General features: G+C 39.1%; 17 protein-coding genes. 12 read left to right on the forward strand and 5 right to left on the reverse strand.

Annotated elements, in window-relative coordinates; all coding sequences use genetic code 11:
• Window positions 1-82 precede the first annotated feature (82 nt).
• On the reverse strand, window positions 83-1,210 hold the full coding sequence (locus IEW76_RS11150) for a glycerate kinase (RefSeq protein ID WP_188653842.1): 1,128 nt from the start codon (window positions 1,208-1,210) through the stop codon (window positions 83-85).
• 278 nt (window positions 1,211-1,488) lie between these two features.
• On the opposite strand from IEW76_RS11150, the gene IEW76_RS11155 reads away from it, so the two are divergent.
• A complete protein-coding gene (locus tag IEW76_RS11155; protein WP_188653844.1) occupies window positions 1,489-3,747 on the forward strand; it encodes an alpha-galactosidase in 2,259 nt (752 codons plus the stop codon).
• Between the two features lie 142 nt (window positions 3,748-3,889).
• Here IEW76_RS11155 and IEW76_RS11160 read toward each other — a convergent pair whose 3' ends face one another.
• Window positions 3,890-5,119, reverse strand: coding sequence for an ROK family transcriptional regulator (locus tag IEW76_RS11160; RefSeq protein ID WP_188653845.1), 1,230 nt, complete (start codon window positions 5,117-5,119; stop codon window positions 3,890-3,892).
• Window positions 5,120-5,609: 490 nt separating this feature from the next.
• Between IEW76_RS11160 and IEW76_RS11165 the strand changes: the two genes are divergently transcribed.
• Window positions 5,610-7,196: a solute:sodium symporter family transporter gene (locus IEW76_RS11165; RefSeq protein ID WP_188653846.1), complete on the forward strand. Its 1,587-nt coding sequence runs from the start codon at window positions 5,610-5,612 to the stop codon at window positions 7,194-7,196.
• Window positions 7,197-7,237: 41 nt separating this feature from the next.
• Window positions 7,238-9,190 (forward strand): beta-galactosidase, encoded by a 1,953-nt coding sequence (locus IEW76_RS11170; RefSeq protein ID WP_188653847.1) that lies wholly within the window; start codon window positions 7,238-7,240, stop codon window positions 9,188-9,190.
• A 125-nt stretch (window positions 9,191-9,315) separates the two neighbouring features.
• Here the strand turns inward: IEW76_RS11170 and IEW76_RS11175 are convergent, their stop codons facing one another.
• Window positions 9,316-9,906, reverse strand: coding sequence for a DUF6241 domain-containing protein (locus IEW76_RS11175; RefSeq protein WP_188653848.1), 591 nt, complete (start codon window positions 9,904-9,906; stop codon window positions 9,316-9,318).
• A gap of 360 nt (window positions 9,907-10,266) precedes the next feature.
• Here IEW76_RS11175 and IEW76_RS11180 point away from each other — a divergent pair, with 360 nt between their 5' ends.
• Window positions 10,267-10,860: a Crp/Fnr family transcriptional regulator gene (locus IEW76_RS11180; RefSeq protein WP_188653849.1), complete on the forward strand. Its 594-nt coding sequence runs from the start codon at window positions 10,267-10,269 to the stop codon at window positions 10,858-10,860.
• On the opposite strand, the gene IEW76_RS11185 is transcribed toward IEW76_RS11180, so the two are convergent.
• Entirely contained in the window at window positions 10,857-11,570 is a 714-nt protein-coding gene (locus IEW76_RS11185) for a DUF4386 domain-containing protein (protein ID WP_188653850.1), read from the reverse strand. The two genes, IEW76_RS11180 and IEW76_RS11185, sit on opposite strands and share 4 nt — an antisense overlap.
• A gap of 314 nt (window positions 11,571-11,884) precedes the next feature.
• Between IEW76_RS11185 and IEW76_RS11190 the strand changes: the two genes are divergently transcribed.
• From IEW76_RS11190 to amyS, 4 genes are all read left to right on the forward strand, one after another.
• Complete coding sequence (locus IEW76_RS11190) at window positions 11,885-12,541, forward strand: hypothetical protein (RefSeq protein WP_188653852.1); 657 nt, start codon at window positions 11,885-11,887, stop codon at window positions 12,539-12,541.
• Between the two features lie 88 nt (window positions 12,542-12,629).
• The gene (locus IEW76_RS11195) at window positions 12,630-13,130 is read left to right on the forward strand and encodes a P-loop nucleotide/nucleoside kinase family protein (RefSeq protein WP_188653854.1); all 501 of its coding nucleotides are present in this window, start codon (window positions 12,630-12,632) and stop codon (window positions 13,128-13,130) included.
• 89 nt (window positions 13,131-13,219) lie between these two features.
• Window positions 13,220-14,029 carry a DUF2785 domain-containing protein gene (locus IEW76_RS11200; RefSeq protein WP_188653856.1) on the forward strand — a complete coding sequence of 270 codons (810 nt, stop codon included), beginning with the start codon at window positions 13,220-13,222 and terminating at the stop codon, window positions 14,027-14,029.
• A 165-nt stretch (window positions 14,030-14,194) separates the two neighbouring features.
• On the forward strand, window positions 14,195-15,730 hold the full coding sequence (amyS, locus tag IEW76_RS11205) for an alpha-amylase (RefSeq protein WP_188653858.1): 1,536 nt from the start codon (window positions 14,195-14,197) through the stop codon (window positions 15,728-15,730).
• A gap of 434 nt (window positions 15,731-16,164) precedes the next feature.
• Here amyS and IEW76_RS11210 read toward each other — a convergent pair whose 3' ends face one another.
• On the reverse strand, window positions 16,165-17,244 hold the full coding sequence (locus IEW76_RS11210; protein WP_188653860.1) for an iron-containing alcohol dehydrogenase family protein: 1,080 nt from the start codon (window positions 17,242-17,244) through the stop codon (window positions 16,165-16,167).
• Window positions 17,245-17,673: 429 nt separating this feature from the next.
• On the opposite strand from IEW76_RS11210, the gene IEW76_RS11215 reads away from it, so the two are divergent.
• From IEW76_RS11215 to IEW76_RS11230, 4 genes are all read left to right on the forward strand, one after another.
• Entirely contained in the window at window positions 17,674-18,576 is a 903-nt protein-coding gene (locus IEW76_RS11215; protein ID WP_188653862.1) for an FAD-dependent oxidoreductase, read from the forward strand.
• A 521-nt stretch (window positions 18,577-19,097) separates the two neighbouring features.
• Window positions 19,098-19,397: a hypothetical protein gene (locus tag IEW76_RS11220; RefSeq protein ID WP_229721212.1), complete on the forward strand. Its 300-nt coding sequence runs from the start codon at window positions 19,098-19,100 to the stop codon at window positions 19,395-19,397.
• Window positions 19,398-19,747: 350 nt separating this feature from the next.
• Window positions 19,748-20,098 carry a VOC family protein gene (locus IEW76_RS11225; protein ID WP_188653866.1) on the forward strand — a complete coding sequence of 117 codons (351 nt, stop codon included), beginning with the start codon at window positions 19,748-19,750 and terminating at the stop codon, window positions 20,096-20,098.
• Between the two features lie 336 nt (window positions 20,099-20,434).
• A complete protein-coding gene (locus tag IEW76_RS11230) occupies window positions 20,435-21,289 on the forward strand; it encodes a VOC family protein (protein WP_188653868.1) in 855 nt (284 codons plus the stop codon).
• Window positions 21,290-21,343 lie beyond the last annotated feature (54 nt).

A 21,343-nucleotide genomic window follows, 5' to 3' on the forward strand; every position in this document is an offset into this window, starting at 1 on the left:
TAATTTTGTTTAGTGAAGGGTATTAAAATATGGTTGCTGTCTTTTTTTGAATTTATTTTTAATGAGTACTGCTTCCGTCTATTTACCGTTTACTCCTCTCTAATATGTGCCCCCAAAGTCGAGAAATTTTAACACTCGTCTCATAGAGGTAATCTGAAGCAAAATTCATACAATCATCTAAGCTAACGATGCTTGGCACAATGGAGAAGCTGCTCATAAACTTGCTCCGTAGTTGATCACGATCTCCTTCAATACTTCCAGATAACAGAATCGTCGGTACGCCGTACTCCGAACCTAAATCCGCAATAAAAGCAGGGGCTTTTCCATGGAGCGTTTGTTCGTCAGATTTTCCTTCTCCTGTAATAAGAAGGTCTGCATCCTTAATGGCTTCCTCTAACTCAATCGCTTCTGACACCAGCTTAGCTCCTGATTCAAGGTCTCCACCTAAGGTTAGAAAAGCAAAACCCAAGCCCCCGGCTGCACCAGCACCAGGCGTGTCCATGTTATTTTCATTTAAAAGACGTCCCCACTTATTTAGAGCCTCATCTAACTGGTTTACCTGCTCTTCTGAGGCTCCTTTTTGTGGTCCATAAACATGACTTGCTCCATTTGGTCCTGTAAGAGGGTTGGAAACGTCGCATGCAACTTTGAACGTACATTCTTCTAAACGAGGGTCTAGAGTACTCTTATCAACCGAATCAATGTGGTAAAGGTCTTTACCAAGTGACCCAACCGGATTTCCTTGTTTGTCCTGAACGTGAAGGCCTAATGCTTGTAAAATACCCTGACCACCGTCATTGGTAGAACTTCCGCCAAGGGCAATTAGGAATGTGCGATACCCACGATCTAGTGCATCAAGTATCGCTTCGCCTAGTCCGTAACTGGTTGTCCTCTCAGGATTTCGTTGGTCAGTTGGTACAAGAGTAAGACCAAGGACGCTAGCCGCCTCGATTACGACCGTATCATTCCTAAGAATTAAGTAGGATGAGTCGATCGGATCACCAAGAGGTCCGGTTAAGCGGATGGACTGACGCTTATGATCCGTCGCAGCCGCCAGCGCATCAAGCGTCCCCTCACCACCATCTGCCATAGGCTTTTGGATAACCGTGAGCTCTGGATGCACGTCTTTAAAAGCACGGGCAACATGCCCGGCCACTTCGCTTGATTCGAGACTTCCTTTGTATGAATCGGGTGCAATAACAATCTTCACATCTATTCCTCCAATCGTTCTTTCTTATTTGGCATTAGTTACGTACAAAAGTGGATTTAAATAGAGATAAATGAACCTGTTAGGAGCCATAGGGCTATTAATACCTTATTATAATTTTACTCTCTGCCATGTGTCCCTTCCTGATGTGTATTTGCATATTTGATTGAAAGTCAAATTGTTTTTGGTAAAGAAGTAGGATTTTTATTGATTGTTAAGAGATCGATAACACTTTATCATAAAGAAGTAGGAAATAATTACATAAAGGGGTTTTTACATAAATGATACTTGTAAATGAACATAAAAAACAATTTCACTTACAAAATGATGAAGTAAGTTATATTATTCATATCTTAAAGAATGGCCATTTAGGGCATCTTTATTTTGGGAAGCGGATAAGTCATTCAGATGATTTCTCTCATATGTATAAGGAGGGGGAGAAGGTAACTACCTCTTATGTGTACGAAGGGGATCTAAATTTCTCATTAGATTTAGTTCAACAAGAATACCCTGTTTATGGCACTACTGATTATCGTTACCCTGCGTTGCACATTGAGCAAGAAAACGGGAGTCGTATTAGTAATTTTAACTATCAATCCTACAAAGTGTATAAAGGGAAGCCTGAACTGAAAGGACTTCCTCAAACTTATACGGAAGATGAAAATGAAGCAGAAACGCTTGAAATTTCATTATATGATCCTATTCTTCAAGCGGAGTTGGTTCTATATTATACGAATTTTAAGAACTACGCAGTCATTACAAGGTCTTCCAAGATTATCAACCAAGGCTCACAATCTTTTCAAGTTGATCGTGCACTGAGTGCTTCCATTGATTTCTTTGATTCTAATTTTGATATGGTTCAGTTATCAGGAAGTTGGTCACGGGAAAGGCACGTGAAAGAACGTGCTTTAGAAAGTGGTATCCAATCAATTGGGAGTACTCGAGGAACGAGTTCTAGCCAGCAAAATCCTTTTTATGCATTGAAAAGGAAGCAAACAACAGAAGATCAGGGTGAAGTCTATGGCTTCAGTCTTGTTTATAGTGGGAATTTCTTAGCTCAAGTAGAAGTGGATCATTATGATATGGCTCGTGCATCGATTGGAATCCAACCTTTCGATTTCAGCTGGAAATTAGAGCAATATGAAAGTTTTCAATCTCCTGAAGCTGTTCTCGTGTATTCAGATCAAGGTTTGAATGGCATGAGTCAAACCTATCATCAGTTGTATCGTAATCGTTTGGTAAGAGGAGAATGGCGTGATAAGACAAGACCAATATTGATTAATAATTGGGAAGCAACGTATTTTGACTTTGACGAAGAAAAGATACTAGAACTAGCTTCAGAAGCGAAAAACTTAGGGGTAGAGCTATTTGTTTTAGATGATGGGTGGTTTGGAAAACGAGATGATGATACTACCTCCCTCGGTGATTGGTTTGTGGATCAAAGCAAACTTCCAAATGGTATAAAAGGTTTGTCTGAAAAAGTAACAGCCCTTGGATTAGATTTCGGACTTTGGTTTGAGCCAGAAATGGTGTCTAAGGCTAGTAAACTCTATGAAGATCATCCTGATTGGTTGATTTATGTGCCTGGCAGGGAGATGTCTCATGGGAGGAATCAATTTGTTTTAGATTTTTCACGACAAGAAGTAGTAGATTATATCTACAATCAGATGGCAACTCTTTTACGCGAGGCAGAAATCAAGTATGTGAAATGGGATATGAATCGTTATATGACAGAAATAAGTTCTCAAGCCCTTTCTGCTGACCGCCAGAAAGAAGTTCCTCACCGCTATATTCTGGGAGTCTATGACCTCTATGAAAGGTTAACATCAGAATTCCCAGGCGTTTTATTTGAATCATGTGCAAGCGGGGGAGCTAGGTTCGATCCAGGTATGCTTTATTATGCACCACAAACGTGGACAAGTGATGATACAGATGCGATAGAACGCTTAAAAATTCAGTATGGAACATCTTTTGTTTATCCATTAAGTTCTATTGGAGCACACGTCTCTGAAGTTCCAAATCATCAAGTACGGAGGCTTACTTCTTTGAAAACACGAGCAGAAGTTGCGTTTTTCGGCATGTTTGGATATGAATTAGATGTTTCCAAAATGAGTGAAGCAGAAAAGGAAGAAGTGAAAGCTCAAATTGACTTTTACAAACAATACCGTCATTTGATTCAAACAGGAAACTTTTATCGATTACTTACTCCATTTGAGGGGGAGAAGAATCAAACCGCATGGATGGTTGTTTCTGAGGATCAATCAACTGCTATTATAGGATACTACCAAATCCTAGCTAGAGCGAATGATGGGTTTAAACGTCTTCAGCTAAAGGGGCTGGAACCTACGGCAAAATACAAATTATATGAAATAAACTCTCACGAAGACTATAAAGTGGAGCAGGAAACTGCAGAACGATTTGGTGATGAAATCATGTATGCTGGGCTTGACCTTGGCTCGGGGTATTCCGGAACGCAAGCAGGTGGGATTAAAGAATCTGGGGACTTCACTTCTAATCTGTGGGTTTTGAAGAAAATGTAAGGAAGTCTAATAAAAAAGGAGAGTACTCTATGAAAATGAGTACTCTCCTTTTTATGTGGCTTTGTTTGTGAAACCGCTATGATCTTTTAATCACTCTAAGTCGGTGCAACACTAAATAGTAACAGAGTTTTAATATGAGAAATTATTGTGATACTTGTTTTCCGCCGTGAAAGAAGTTCTGTAAAATTAAAACACACGCACCAATAGCAGAGGCGTTATCTCCTAATTGAGATGGAACTATTTCAGTTTCTTTAGCGGCTTCAGTAATAATTCTTGCTTGAATAGTCTCCTGGAGGCTATCCAAAATAAATTCACCTGCATGTGAAACCCCTCCGCCAATAATGATTCGGTTAGGGTTAATGGTATGAATGAGGTTGGTCAGCCCAATACCTAAATACCTTCCAGTTTGTTTCAATAATTCTTGACTAAACTTATCCCCTCTTGTAGCGGCTTCAAATACGACTTCTCCGTTTACGCGGTCTAAATCTCCGTGAACGATATCTGGAATCATTGATGTATTCCCGGCTTTTAATTCTTTGATGGCACGTTGAGCGATGGCAGGTCCTGCAGCAAGAGTTTGAAGGCATCCATAATTTCCGCAGCTGCATTTAGGTCCGGATAAATCAATGGTCATATGGCCAATTTCTCCAGCTATAAAATTAGCACCCTGAAATAATTCGCCTCTAATCATAATGCCGGCACCGATCCCGTGACCAACATTTATTCCTACGATATTGTCTTCGTCATTTCCATTTCCTAACCACCATTCCCCAAGTGTCATAGCTTTTGCATCATTCTCTACATGAACCATCATGGAAAACTCATTAGCTAGCTCTTCTTGTATAGGGATATTGTGTGTTTGGAAAGATGGGGCGAATAAGGATACACCTGTATTTACATCAACTATGCCGTGCATAGCCACACCAATTCCTAAGTACTTATCCTTATTCCTGTTCCCCTTTTGCATGATCTGATGAATTCCTTCTTTCATCTTATCGATTAGGTCATTAGCTTCTGGTTGTGCTTGGATATCAATCATCAGTTGTTCAACTAATTCACCGTAAAGATTAGTGATTACAAATTTTATATGGTAACGCCCTACATCTATACCAATAATAAAAAATTGATTAGCGTTGATTTCAAGATATGTAGGCTTCCTGCCCCCTTGTGAAGAACCTTGAGTCGTTTCTACAACGAATTGACTATCAAGCAGCTCTTTCACGATGTTACTAACAGTGGGAGGAGTTAAATTAGTTTGTTTAGCTATATCTGCACGGGAAATAGGTCCTTTTGAGCGAATCATATTTAGAATAACCGAGCGGTTGATTGACTTCATAAGTTGAAAGCTACCGCGTGTATATTTTGTAGACATATAATCTCTCCTAGGTATTCCGTCTGTAGTTTCACTATATCATATATGAAAGTAAATTAATTTAACGAAGTATTTAAAAATATGTTATAAAATTTTTATTCTAAGGTTGTAAAATGAATAGCTTTAGAGAGAGTATTTAGCTACTTGAGACTGTTGGTATTAGTAGGGGGAAAGAAATAAAAGACTATATCTTGTTAAAGAACAAAAAGATAAAATTTGTCATAAAATTTTTAAAAATACTTTTCAGAGTTTATTTCTTATGATAACTTAGCATTAAGTTAATTAAATTAATTTATTAAGTTTTTTGAAAGCGCATTAATTTTCTCCAAATAAGACAAAACGAAAGGATACATAGACAGAATGAGTTTGGGTTGAGGATTGTGCGGTTGAATAAAAACAATGAATGTCTTTAGGAAGCAAGGGATGCGTTATTTAAGAAGTCTTATGCTTATGTAATTTAAAGTAAAGTTAGATAAAAGGGGAGAACTATATGAATCTGTTTACGATCGTGTCTTTTTTGTTTTTCACTGGTTTAGTTGCTCTAATTTCCTATTACATTACGAGAAAAGAAGATTTGAATTCACATGATGGGTATTTTTTAGGTGGTAGAAGTCTTGGAGCTTGGACTATTGCGGGCTCTTTAATGTTAACCAATCTATCCACCGAACAATTAATTGGACTAAACGCTCAAGGTTACTCAACCACCATTGCTGTTATGGGTTGGGAAGTAGGGGCTGCCATTGCGTTAGTCATTGTAGCATTCTTTCTTTTACCAAAATATTTAAAAGGTGGAATTACAACAATTCCTGATTTTCTAGAAGAGCGTTATGATTTCGGTACAAAGCAGATCGTAACCATTCTATTCTTATTTGGGTATATATTTAATCTATTACCTCCGATTTTATATTCTGGAGCGGTTGCCATTAATGGCTTGTTCAACATACCAGAAACTCTTGGGATTGGTAGACTTCCATCTTTATACCTTACTGTACTAGGTATAGGAATTGTTGGTTCTATTTACGCAATTTTTGGAGGTTTGAAAGCGGTTGCTGTTTCCGATTCGATAAATGGCGTTGGACTTTTGCTCGGTGGGTTACTGATTCCGGTTATTGGGTTATACGTTCTTGGAGATGGTTCGATTGGTGCTGGTTTCAACACGATCTTGCAAGATTCTCCTGAGAAGATGAATTCCATTGGCGATTCTGATAGTCCTGTACCGTTTAGCACGATGTTTACAGGAATGTTGCTTGTGAACCTCTTTTATTGGGGTACTGCCCAACATATAATGCAGCGTGCCATTTCAGCTAAAAGTTTGAAAGAAGGGCAAAAAGGAGTTTTAATTGCGGCCTTCTTAAAATTATTAGGCCCGGTTTTCCTTATTCTACCTGGTATTATCGCTTTCAATATGTTTGGTCCTGACCTAGAACCAACAAATGCTTATCCAAGACTTGTTAATGAGATATTGCCAACACCTTTAGTAGGCTTTTTTGCTGCTGTATTATTTGGGGCGATCCTTTCTTCCTTTAACTCAGCACTAAACTCATCCGTTACATTAATTGCTTTAAATATATACAAGCCATATATAAACCCAAATGCAACAGATAAAGAAGTGGTTCGCAAAGGTAAATATTTCGGTACGGCAATTGCTTTATTCGCTATTTGTATTGCCCCCTTAATAGATTTGGTACCACAAGGGTTTTTCCAATACCTACAAATGGTAAACGGTTTTTATAACGTACCGATCTTCACGATTATGATCGTGGGTTACCTAACAAAACGTGTGCCAGCAATTGCAGCGAAAGTATCCTTGTTTGTGTTTATCTCTACTTACGCCACGACTCAATTAGTGTGGGATACAGGGTTACATTTCCTTCATATCTTAGGTATTCTATTCGTTATATGCTCCACTTTAATGTTATTAATAGGCAAGCTATATCCAAGAAATGAAGAGTTCCATTTAGAAGAAAAAGCCAAAGTAGATATGCAACCATGGAAGCTGGTCTATCCAGTTGGAATTGCCGCCACCGTAGCGATGATTATTATCTATACACTACTGTCACCGGTAGGGATTATATAAAATAAGCAAATTGTAAATAAATTAAAGTTGGAGGTTTTTAAATGAGCTATTTTGGAGTGGATTATTATCCAGAGCATTGGCCATCAAGCCAGATGGAAGAAGATTTAACAGGTATCAAAGGTCTGGGAGCTAATATGATACGAATCGGTGAGTTTGCTTGGCATGTAATGGAACCAAAAGAAGGAGAATTTGATTTCTCTTATTTTGATAAGGTAATAGAGCAAGCAAAAGCCTATGAATTTAAGGTTATGTTTGGTACACCTACAGCTACTTTTCCTGCATGGCTGGCTCATAAATATCCTTCCATTCTCTCAAAAGATGAATATGGAACAGTGAGAGAGTTTGGTGGGAGGCGCCAATATTGCTTTAACTCAGAGGAATATCGGGAGTATAGCGCTCGTATTACTCGCGAATTAATCAAGCATTATAGAAATGAAGAAGCTATTGTAGTATGGCAAGTCGATAATGAATTTGGTCATGAAGGAAGTGATCAATGCTATTGTGAACAATGCAAAAGAGCATTCCAAAAGTTCCTGAAGGAGAAATATAATGATATTCATGAGTTAAATGAACGCTGGGGGACTATTTTCTGGGGGCAGACTTACAATGATTTCACGGAAATTCCTGCTCCTACGCCTACAATAACCACCCATAACCCAAGTTTGAAATTAGATTGGGCCCGTTTTCGCTCTTTCTCTCTTAACAGCTATGCTCATCAAATGACGGAAATTGTTCGAGAAGAAAAAGGTCCTCATCAAGAAATCACGACTAATGTTTCTGGTGGTTTCTTTGATAAGTGGTTTGACCATGAAGAGAATCTACGACCAATGGACTTTGTTTCCTATGATAATTACCCAGTTTGGGGAGGTCTTGAACAACCCATACCTCCTAGCGAAATCGCAATGACACTTGATTTCAATAGAGGATTGAAGGGTCAAAATTTCTGGATTGTAGAAGAGCTGATGGGAGCACAAGGACATGACGTAATTGGATACCTACCTCGTCCTAATCAAGCAAAGCTATGGTCTTATCAAGCTTTTGCTCACGGGTGTTCAAACATGCTTTACTTTAGGTGGCGTGGGATGACTAGAGGTGCGGAACAATTCTGTTACGGGGTTATAGATCATGATAACCGTTATGGACGTAAGTATCATGAGGTAAAGGACGTCTTTACCGAAATGAGCAAGTACGATCAGCTATTAGAATCTCCTATTGAAGCAGAAATCGCAGTGCTCTATGATTATGATAATATTTGGTCTTGGCGTGCTCAAACTCAAAGTAAAGACTTCCATTTTAATCAAGAGCTTATGCGTCTGTATCAGCCTTTTTATGATTTAAATACTAAACTAGATGTCATACCGGCAGATCGTGATTTTTCCAACTACAAGGTCGTTTTGGTACCCGTTATGCAAGTGCTGAATGAAGAATTAGCTACTCGTTTGAAAGAATTCACAAAACAAGGTGGAACGGTAATCTTTTCTTTCCGAGCAGGTTTGAAGGACAAAGATAATGTCATAAACTTTGGCCAGACCTTACCAGGCCCCGTTGCAGATTTAACCGGAATACGTGTAGAGGAAATTGAATCATTAACAGCAGAACATCGCCTTTCCGTAAAAGGAGAGCATGATCTTTCACAAGAAGAGAGTTATGTGAATATATGGCGAGATCTGATTGTACCAGAGGGTGCAGAAACCATTTACCGATATACGGATTCCCTCTATAAAGAATATGCAGCAGTTACGAGGAATTCATATGGAGATGGAGAAGCTTTCTACATTGGCGGGGGACTTGATGTAGAGGGACTTAGACCACTTGTTAAAAAGGTAGTAGAGAATCATAATATAGATTATGAGGAATCTCCAATTGGAGTGGAAGTGTATACTAGAGTTGTTGATGAAAAAGAATATCAATTTATTATGAATCATACAGAAGAAGAAGTATCATATATGAATAAAGTACTTGCGCCTTATGAGACTCAAATCGTGAAAAAATAACGTATACTACTTTTAATAAAAGCCTTGAAGCATACAATAGCTTCAAGGCTTTTTATTGAGTGTTTCTAGGATTTATAAGGAAGCGAAAGGTACCGCACAAACCATCCCTTGCTTCCACATCACCTTTATTCTAGATCACTACCAAAATGATCTTCAATAAATTCTCTTTCCTCCTCAATTGACATAACGCCAGTTGCTTTCCCAACTGTACCACCTTTAATATTCCAAATAATATTGTGATGATCGTCAATGTTATCGAAGTCTTTGTTTTTCCAAGCGGTGAGAATTTCTAAGTAATCTTGCTTGTGAGTGTAATTGTTCATCTCCACCACTTCAATTAAACGGTTTACACGATCCATTGTAATGGGTAAAGCCCCCCATTTTTTATTAGCTATGACTTTTTGATGAGACATATGGTGAATAGCGTCTTGAACCGTACTTTCGGATGTACCTTCTGTATAGATTTCTTCAATAGGTGTGTCTCTTTTTTCGTTAAGCTCAATAAAATTATTTTCCTTTTCTTCGCTATCTTTAGAAACGGTTACATCAAGGTTTGTTCCAGGTTCCACTTCTTCTTGTTTTTCATCTGCCTTAGCTTCTTTTTCAAACAATTTCTCTGCTCCAGCGTACCACATAAAAAAGACAAATCCTGTTCCTAATACTACAATTGCAGCCAGCGTTGTGATGAACCAATTTTTAGCTAAGAATGTTTTCATGTTAATAAGTCTCCTTAATAACTTTGTTTGTATCATTCCATAAAACGATCCGATTAGTTACATATATTAGTATATCGTAGAAGTAAGGGACTAGGAAGTGGTTATGTTGGGAATTAGTTACAATTGTGTGGATGTAATTGGAGTGTTTTATTTGAGAAAGATAGTATACGGATGTTTATGTATGATAAGTGAGAAATATGGACTCATCCTTAAAGTTCGATTGCTAGTACGTGCATTCCTGCATGTTAAAAAGACCATCAGTTAAACTGTCTAAATCTGCATTAATTAAATGCTCAATTCCTGCTATCTAATGCTAAACTAAAAACATAAACCTAATTCATGATAAGGGGAGTGGATAGCATGAAAGATGTCCTTATCCAGTACATGAAACGTTTTTGCCATCTAAGTGAGGCTGAATTAAAGGAGCTGACAGTAGGTATTCCTGTTGCTGCTTTTAAGAAAGGAACAATCCTTTTGCATCAAGGGGACGTCCCTGAAAAATGTTATTTTATAGTAAAGGGCTGTGTTCGACAGTATGCAGTAGATGAACATGGAAATGAGCATACGTACAATTTCTTCACGGAAGAACAAAGCGTAACGATCTTTAATCAGCATACTTCAGATAAAAGTTCCAAGTACTCTCTTAGCTGTTTGGAAGATTGTACGCTTGTGGTGGGTGATTTAGCTACTGAGCAGGAATCTTACGACATGCATCCGGTCTTAGAAGAGATGACTCGCAAGATGATGGAAGTGGATATGGGTGCAATGAGGGATGATTTCTCTTCATTTGTCTCTTCAACACCTGAAGAACGCTATCATCATTTGATGGCGAATAAGCCAGGTTTAATCGACCGAGTTCCACAGTACCAACTAGCAAGCTATCTTGGAATCAAGCCAGAAACGCTAAGCCGTATTAAGAAGCGGTCCTCTCATCATCTTAGAATGATCGATTAGTCCATCGTCAATGTTCTCCCTTTTACCAACAACCATACACCAAAGCCTAATTCACCTATTACCATAGGCGCCATCAGCATGAATTCCAGTTGCCCTGTGAAACGGTCAAACTGTGGGATAAAACCGTACATGACATGGATGAGTGAGTAGCTGAATCCCGCTACAACTACAAGTAGACTAATAAGCTTTGGAATCTTTTTGGTACTCATGGCTACGAAGCCGACTGCGACTAGGTGAAGGCCAAATATAATTAGGCCAAATGACCAGATAGCTTCAAAAGCTGTGATGGAACCTAGAGTTTGCTGTGCCAACCTATCAGCTGTCAGGTCCAATTCAAGATTGTGTACTATACCATTAGCTATTACAAGATGAGAGACTCCCATGGACAAAATCGCGGTGTAAAGTAGGCGAAGCCATCCAGCAAATAATGCGTAACCAGTATGGAATGGCTTCAAGAATAGATAAAAACCCCATGATACGACTAAATCCGTAATAATAATGATGAGCCATCCAAGTATCTCAAGACGAAACAGCAATTGAGAGGCTTGGATGTTTTTTAATGTCGTTGCCGCATCTCCATTGATGACTAATGAACTGTGAACATACCCTTGAGCAAAAATGGCAGTTAGTGTCATTAGGATTAATGAGATCCCTGATATGATTGCGGCCTTTTGCTGCATATTTAGATGGAGAGTATTTGTTATGTTCATAAATGATCCTCCTCGGAATGTTTTTCATTATGATTGTATTCTGTCTGAGGGAGAGTTTCATTGACTTAAATCAAGGAATTGATACTTTTAGATATTTGGGCAAGAACTATGGGGAAGCTCTTGAGTTAGTTTTTTTTATACTTATGTATGAGGTACATTTTTTTGAAACGGCATCCAACCCTGCAAGATTTGTATGACATAAAATGGTTTAAATGGATGTTGAACTATGAAATAATTTACAAAACAATCAAAAAAACAGCCTGCTAGATTCTAAGCTTAGAGTGAAATTATAAAAGGGAAAGGTGGTTCTAGTTGTGCAATTATTCCATTATCATTGGTGGACGCCCCAACTGGAAGAAATGGAGAACTTTTATAAAGAGTTGGGGTTTGCAACCACTTTAAGGGTGGGGAATTATCAAGGGGAAATGCAATCGTTTAATCCTCCTCTGGAATGGGATGATTTCAGAGATCGTGAGGTTACGTTCCGAATTATTGAAATGGTGAAAGGTCAAACCAACATTACATTTGGATATGGGAAGAGGAATAGGTTTGACCATGTTGGTATCTTGGTGGATGAAGAAGAGTATAGAGAAATCATCCATAATGCTGAGAATTTAAATCTGAATATAAACGAAGGGGAACGAAGAACATTTATTTCTACCCCTTGGAAGTTTAGAATTGAATTACAAACCAGGAGAGAAGTTGTGGAGGAAGAAGAGACTACTATTATACATACGATGGAGTTGGGCGTAGCTTTTGACAAGGGACATCCTCAACTACTGGCTGATCTTTTGAACCTTCAACTTCTTGAAGATGACGAGCGCAATCTTGTTAAAGTTGGGAATGGGCAATGGAATATAAATGTTCATAGTGAAAGTCATAGTCGTTTGAATGGTGTCCATTTTATCAAGGATACATTTGAATGTAGTGATCCGGTTGGGACCACGTTGGTTGGGCATCACTCCTTGTAACTTATATGTAGAATGAGTCCGTCTCAACGATGGGACAAGGTAGCTGTCCCCATGGTTCAGGTAAACCACTACGGGAGGTTAGAAAAATATGAAACAATCAGGAACGCTATACTTTGTCTGTGGAAAAATGGGCGCAGGCAAGTCTACTAAATCACAACAACTAGCGATTGATAACAATGCGGTACTATTGTCTGAGGATGAGTGGCTCTCATCACTTTACCCTGATCAGATCGCAACATTTGAAGATTATTTAAAATATTCAGCGCAAATCAAACCGTTGGTGAAAAAGCATATCCAAAACATATTAAGTGTGGGTACAGATGTAGTAATGGATTTTCCAGCTAATACTCAAAAACTGCGGAAGTGGTTTTTGGATTTAGCATCAGAGGTTCATGCAAACCACCAACTTATTTATCTTAATCTATCTAACGAGCAATGTTTACTCCAGATTGCACAAAGGCGTAACGAGCAACCCGAAAGAGCAGCTTTTGACACGGAAGAGGTGTTTAATCATGTTACTAAATTCTTTGAAGCACCAGTTGCATCTGAGGGATTAACTATTGTGGAGTTTAATGGAAAAGAATCATAAGTACCTAATAACTTAGGTTGAGAAGATTACCAATGTTGGACGCTTAATAAGGAATCTTGGCTCTAGGGGAAAGGATTTGATTCGAAACTATGAAAACAAAAGAACGCTTTAAACAGATGACCATCCAGGAATGGCCCACTGAAGAAGGGGATGAATGGATTACCTGGATGCTTGAACATATCGGAGATGTCGATCCTGAGCTTCGAGATGGGTGTATTTATCCTACGTTTGGAGAGCTGATTCACAAAGACCGTCTACAAAACCATCAAAAGAATAGAATTTTAGAATCATGCATGAGCAGGTCTCATCTTTTTTACCGGCTAGGTGAGAATGAGGGGGATGGTGTGTTCACTCGATCTTTCTCCGCTTTAGTGATCGTTGAAATCGTTAAACATGAACAAGGATGGGAGCGAGGCCAATATGAACGCGTCTTGAATTCTTGTGTTAAGTATCTGGAGAAAGAGCAGGATGTGAGGGGATACGTTGAGGGTAAGGGTTGGGCTCATAGCATTGCTCACGGAGCTGACCTTCTTGTGGCTCTTGTGGAGCACTCTCAATATAGAAAAAACGATGCTACTCTCTTTTTGCAAGCTGTCCGGGACGCGTTCTGGAAAGAAGACGTATTTACAGATGATGAGGAAGAGCGGTTATCGTTTGTGATTGAGGCTTTACTAAAAAGGGATGTGGCTCCTTCTTCCGTTACGAAGTGGGTAAAGGATACGTTTCTAAGCCTTGAATCTTTATGGAACGATGCTCCGTTTAGTATTTCTGCTTTCCGGATTAGAACGAACGTATTGCATTTCATGAAAGCCTTGTTTTTTAGAGTGGACATGCCTGATCTTCAGCGGACGATTAAACAGTATCTCGAGGAATGGCATAAAAGGGTTTATGAAACTTAGAGAATTAAGTTTTTTCGCCATGGGGACGGATTCACTGGCTCGCGCAAGCAATGTGGTAAGAGACTCGTCCCCTGCTACCTGAAGGATTTTAAATGACTTCCCCAGCGTATAGAAGTTTATGTTAAATTATATGTAAGCGTTTGCATAAATGGGGAGGGGATATACATGAAAGTCTTTAAGAATGCACTTATTTCTTTACTGGTATTTATAGTGATGGCAACACCAATGGGTTCGAGTGAAGTCAGTGCTGCTACGAATGGGACAATGATGCAGTATTTTGAATGGTATTTACCTAACGACGGCACACATTGGACTGATCTAAAGAACGATGCATCCCATTTAAGTGATGTGGGAATTACGGCTGTGTGGATTCCTCCAGCGTATAAAGGCACTTCTCAATCAGATGTTGGGTATGGGGCTTATGATTTATATGACCTCGGGGAGTTTGATCAAAAGGGGACTGTCCGCACTAAGTATGGAACGAAAGAAGAGTTGCAAACTGCCATTAACTCCCTCCATCAAAATGGAGTGGATGTTTATGGGGACGTAGTCATGAACCATAAAGGCGGGGCCGATTATACGGAAACGGTAACAGCAGTTGAGGTAGATGGTAGTAATCGCAATAATGAGGTTTCTGGGGAATATGATATTGAAGCATGGACAGGATTTAATTTTCCTGGACGAAATGATCAATACTCAAGCTTTGATTGGCAATGGTATTATTTTGATGGAACGGACTGGGATCAATCTAGGAATCTTAGTCGAATTTATAAGTTCCGAGGTACGGGGAAAGCTTGGGACTGGGAAGTATCTTCAGAGAATGGGAATTACGATTACCTAATGTTTGCTGATATCGATTATGGTCATCCCGATGTCGTCAATGAAATGAAGTCCTGGGGAACTTGGTATGCAAATGAGTTAAATCTCGATGGATTTCGTTTAGATGCAGTTAAGCACATTAAGCATTCTTTTTTGCGAGATTGGGTGAGGAGTGTCCGGTCAAATACTGGTGAAGAAATGTTCACTGTAGCGGAGTATTGGCAAAATGACTTAACGGCTATTCAAAATTACTTATCAAAGACGGAATACACTCATTCCGCATTCGATGCACCTCTTCACTACAATTTTCATGAGGCTTCAAGTAGTGGAGGGTATTTTGATATGAGGAATATTTTAAATGGAACCTTAGTTTCTACGAATCCAACAAAAGCTGTTACATTAGTAGAAAACCATGATTCCCAGCCGGGCCAATCACTAGAATCAGTTGTTCAACCATGGTTCAAGCCTCTTGCCTATGCTTTTATTCTTACAAGATCACAAGGGTATCCTTCTGTATTTTATGGTGATTATTATGGAACGAATGGGACAACCTCTTATGAAATCCCTTCTCTAAAAAAGAAAATCGATCCACTTCTTGAAGCGCGTAAAGAATATGCATATGGTACTCAGCATGATTATATTAACCATCAGGATATAATCGGTTGGACTCGAGAAGGAGACAGTGAACACTCTAATTCAGGACTGGCTACCTTGATTACGGACGGCTCAGGGGGTAGCAAGTGGATGTATGTAGGGAAACAAAATGCCGGAGAACAATGGAGGGACATCACAGGCAATCGTTCTGATATTATTACAATCAATCAGGATGGTTGGGGGAACTTCTATGTAAATGGTGGTTCTGTTTCTGTGTATACTCAGTAGATCGATGATGACCTGCTTTTATACCCAAAGGACGGGTCCCTCTGCTTGATTCAGAGTTCCCACTGAGCTATCAGTGACCCTTTAGCAGTGATTAGTTTTTATAAGGGAAGAGAAAGCCCAAATCAGTGACCATTTTATATACAAAAGTGGCGAAAAGGGAAGAGAAGCGCTCTATCAGTAACCTTTTCGAAGCTGAAAGCTCAGGCAAGGTAAGAGATGCTAAAAATCAGTGACCTTTTCCGGCCATTTGAGCAGAAAAGGTCACTGATTTTTGTAAGTTCAAGATCCAGCTTATACTTAGTAGCAACTCCAAATCAAATAAACACCATAAAATTAGAGCAAATACATGGTGAAAGCCCGTGAACCCATGTCTGTGATGCCTTCAAACTAAAAAGACATGATGCATACACATCATGTCTTTCATTCATATTTCATTATCTCTTAACCAATGCATTCTCCAAATCCTTCATCGCCTCCACAACATCACTCTCAGTGAAAGAAGAAATGAGCTGCAACGTCTCATCCGGTTTAACAGCATGAGCTGCAACAGTCTTCATGGCTTGGTCTTTACTATCAACAATGTTTAATCCTTCTAAACTCGAAGGAAATCCAAGATCATGATAGAAGGGAAGAAGGTTTTTTACTTCATCTAATTTCCCCTCAAGTACGAGCTGAACAAGTATTCCATAAGCCACTTTGTGACCGTGTAAAACCGTATGAGTTTCATCAATAAAACTTAACCCATTATGGATGGCGTGGGCCCCAGCGGTTCTGCCGTACTTTCCTCCATAACCTCCAACTGTTCCGGATAATGGGATGATTGCTTCTACTACGTTTTTGAATGAAGGGCTCATCGTAGACGACTCCATGCTTTCGATTGCTGCTCGACTTTCGTCTAATAGAATATCTTTTATGTAGGAAGCATGGTCCAGTGCTACTTTCACCATAATGGACAGGTCTGCATGCTGATCGTTGTGAATAATCGGTTCTGCTTCATACCATTTTGCCAGGGAATCACTAATCCCACTTTTGGCATATTCCATTGGGGAAGAGAGTAGAAAGGTAGGATCGACTAGAGCCACGTGGATGGTACGAGTGTGGTAATCGACACGCACAAAGGCACCAGTATCGTCATACATCACACTTAAGGGAGTAGCGGCAGCACATGTACCTGCCACAGTTGGGAGGGTAATGACTTCAACACCTAAGTGATCCGCGACAGATTTGGCTGTATCGAGTACAACCCCTCCTCCGATTCCAATAATGACATCGGAATCACTCGCAAACTCAGAGATTGAACGGATTGCTTCATCTGAACAATATCCGTCATGCTGGTAAACCTTCACCTTAGGAGGAAGGGGGGCATAGTCTTGAAAAGCTTCAAATGATTTATATCCAGTTACAACGACAGGGGTTTGAAACGTTTCTGTAAAAGTAGCAAGGTCTTTAAAGATCCCGTCTTCACAAATATATTGATTCGGTCCACTTCTAACCACTTCATCTGATTTTGTCATTCATTACGCTCCTTCATGGAAATTATAGAAAAAGACCTAAATTCAGAGGACGTGAATGAGCCTGGTGAATTTAGGTATGCTTAGTATACTTTGAAACGAGGTATTGTCACTATAACATCTTTTAAGATGATTTAGAATTATCAAATATTTTTATAGATAGTATTTTGTATTAGCTTATAGACCAAAATATGTGTTTTGACCATATTCTTAGGAGGCATCGCTGTGGTTGGGCTTTTCAAACACTAGTCCCGCTGAAAGGAGAGCACTATTTCGTTTATATCTTGTTGAGAAAAGGAAAGGGACTAATCCAATGATAAAATGCCAAAATCCTTGTTTAAAATCTTGATTTGGTCTTAGACATGGTGATTGAGGCGAGTCTCAAGTGGGAATGATAAAGCAAGTTTAAAAGCGTAAAAAGGAGAATTAACCATGAGTGAGCAGTATGAAGTAGTAGTTATTGGAGGAGGAGCGGCAGGATTGAATGCAGCCCTTGTCTTAGGAAGATCAAAGAGGAAGGTACTTGTTTTGGACGAAAACAAGGCCCGCAATAACGTTACAAAAGCTTCCCATGGTTATCTTACTCGCGACGGTGTGAAGCCAGAGGAATTTAAGGAAATAGGAATTAGTGAAATTGAAGCTTATCCGAGTGTTACGTATATAGAGAGTAAAGTGACTTCGCTTCATAAAGAAGAGGGGCTTTTCCATATTCATAGTGATGAACGCCATTATACAGCCGAACGTGTGGTTGTTGCCACAGGCATGAAAGACGTGTTACCGGACATCAAGGGAATGCAGAATGTATACGGTACAACGGTATTTCACTGTCCTTATTGTGATGGATGGGAGCGCAGGGAAGAGCCGTTAGCGATTTTTGGCAACGACCCAGGGATAATGGATTATGTGAAATTGATCTATCACTGGAGTAAGGATTTGATCGTCTTCACAAATGGACCTGCAGAAATAACGACTGAAGAAAAAGAAGACTTATCCCTCCATAATGTGAAACTAATAGAAGAGCCAGTTCGTGAGTTAGTATCGGAAAACGGGAATCTCAAGAAAGTAGTTGCAGAATCTGGCGACGTCTACCAACGTTCCGGTGGGTTTATTTTAGATACAAGTGAAACCCAGTCCTTCCCCCTTCATGAATACTTTAATATCGAATTTACTGAAATGGGAGGGTATTACACAAAGGAAGGCTGTGAAACGCTTGTAGAAGGGCTATATGTGATTGGTGATTCAAGGCATGGATTTTCTGGACTATTGAAAGCAGCCAGTGAAGGGTATGAACTGGCCGTTGCCTTAAATCATGAAATGGCAGTGAATGACTGGTAGGAGAGGGGATAAGACATTATTTCCAATCATTGATGAGAAATGATTACTCTAGTCGTATGAGATGGAAGAAGTCTTTATGAAGGGGTGCAAATCGTATGCGATTTGCACCCTATTTTTGTTCAAAAACCATCAGAATAATCTAGTCGATAAATATTTACAAACTATTTGGAAGGTGAATGGAAAAATGATGTTGAACTATAAGTTAAGATTATAAATGATCGATCATCATTTACCAATTTGAAATAGATCTTAACAGTAAAGGGGGATAATTATGGCTACCTGGGGTTGGGTTGCATTATTCGCAAGTATGTTCGTTGCGATATTTGGCGGAACTTATGCGGGACAAAAGAAGAACAAGCAAAAACAAGATAAGAAATAGTATAGAATTTACAGTCCTTTTGCTAAAAACCTAAAAAGCAGTTTAGATAAATAGGAATGGGGATAAAATGGGACATTATCAAAAGAAGGGAAAAAGAATAGCTTATCTTCTTAGTTTAGTCTTCATCATTACGGGAGGATTGTTGTATTACGTATATTTCTTTACGCCTAAAAATTCAATGGAATTGTATCAGCAATTGCATTTTTCAGAAGATATTAAGAAAGCAAAAGAACTTATACTAGAAGGCTATGAAGATAATTTAACAGAAGAGGATTTTAAATTTATTACGAATAATCCAGTAGATCAAATCAGTCAATTTACTTTATTTGAATATAACGAGAAGTCTTATGTCATTATGACATCACCAGGGACTGAAAGGTTGAAAATCCTTACAGTTAAAGAATTGCCGGAAGATTTGAGAGAATTCTTTATGGATTTATAGGTAGTTTTTTAGAAGGCGAGAGCGATGCTGATCAACAGCAATCGCTCATTTTTATTCACGTAGTAATTGTTCAACCAAGGTCCGGTCCGGAGGGACAGGTACCTTGTCCCGATCATGCATAGAGTGTGGGCATCACCTGATCTGTGACCTTTTTACAGTTGGGGCCGGGGAAGGTATTGATCTCGTTATTGAGGAGTTAGTAAAAGGAAAGGTAAAATCATATATACTTAGTAGCAACTCCGAATAGTAAACGTTATATATTGCAGAAGATCTTCACAACAAAAGAATCGGGTATTTCAGAAGGGGTTTAGAAATTAGTGTCGAAGTGATGAAACAGGCAGGTGACTTTTATGAATATCAAAGGATTTGGTGGAGTTTTTTGGAGAACTAAGAAATTAGAAAGCTTGAAGAAATGGTATAGCGATGTATTAAAGATTGAATTAGAAGATTGGAATGGGACCGTCCTTATACCACAACCAGGAAATGAAACTGTCTTCTCTTTCTTTTCAGAGAGTGACACGTATTTCCCGGAAGAACAGCAAGTCATGTTAAACTTTCAGGTTGAAAATATTGACGAGAGTATAAAACATCTTCAACAAATTGGGATAACCCTTGTGATGGAAAAGACGGTAAACCAGTACGGGAAGTTTATATGGATTGAAGATCCAGAAGGAAGACGAATCGAGCTTTGGGAGAAATAGGGACAAGTACATTGTCCCTTAGGGTTTAGAAATATATTCTTGGGTTTATTATTTACACAGAGTGTGATGGTTACTTGTAATAGAGTTTTAACGTGTATGAATAGAAACGGGCATAAAGAGAAGGTTCTTCATGTCCGTTTTAGTAAGTTCGAGGTATGTAATATATTTTCACATCTATAACAGATTTAAAAAAGGAAGGGACGAGGTACCTGTCCCTCCGGCCCATCTTCAAAGGTATCCTTTATGAAACCAGGGAAGGATAAAGTACCTTCTTGTCCCGACCTATAATAGGAGATATATTGAAGTTGTTTAAACCTTTATGAAGGGATGAATTTTATGGAGCGTACTTTTTTTCAAGACCCTGCGGTTCGAGTTGGAGTTGTGTCTTTAAAGGTTCAAGTTTTACCTAAATCAAAAGCATTTTATACAAATATACTAGGTTTAAAAGTAATGGAAGAAGAGGGTGGAAAAGCAGTGTTATCTGCCGATGGGAAGAACCCATTGGTGATCCTTGAGCAACCTAAATCAATAGAAGCTAAGGATAGGAGAGAAGCAGGCCTTTATCATTTTGCTATTCTTTTGCCGACTCGGAAAGATTTAGCTTCTTTCATTTATCATCTGACCGAGCAGGGCATTCATATGGGGGCTGCGGATCATCTGGTTAGCGAAGCCTTATATTTTGAGGATCCTGATGGTAACGGAATTGAGGTTTATCAGGATCGACCATCATCTCAATGGCAACGTGTAAATGATCAAATTGTTATGACGGTGGATCCACTGGATGGAGATTCTATTTTGTCAGAATTAAATGGTGATAGATGGAGTGGGATGCCATTAGGCACCATTATTGGTCACATCCATTTACACGTCCGTGATTTACAAGCAGCGAGAGAATTTTACTGTGTGGGGCTTGGTTTTGAAGTGACGTTTGATCGATTAGACAAAGCCTTGTTTTTATCAACATCCGGGTATCATCATCATATTGGATTAAATACCTGGAAAGGCGAAAGGGCTAAAGAACCTTCTACTAAAAGGGTCGGGCTGCAGTTCTATTCACTTATCTTCCCTGGAAAAGAAGCCAGGCAAAAAGCCATCACTCGCTTGAGGGAACTAGGTTATCGTGTACTTGAAGATGAGAACATGGTGATTACTTATGATCCGACAGGTAATACAATCAAATTAGAGATATGAGTTTAATAGAAATCCCGACAAGAATGCTCGTCGGGATTTTTAATTTGAATTCAT

Source organism: Pontibacillus salipaludis, from assembly GCF_014642405.1.
Taxonomy (GTDB): domain Bacteria; phylum Bacillota; class Bacilli; order Bacillales; family BH030062; genus Pontibacillus; species Pontibacillus salipaludis.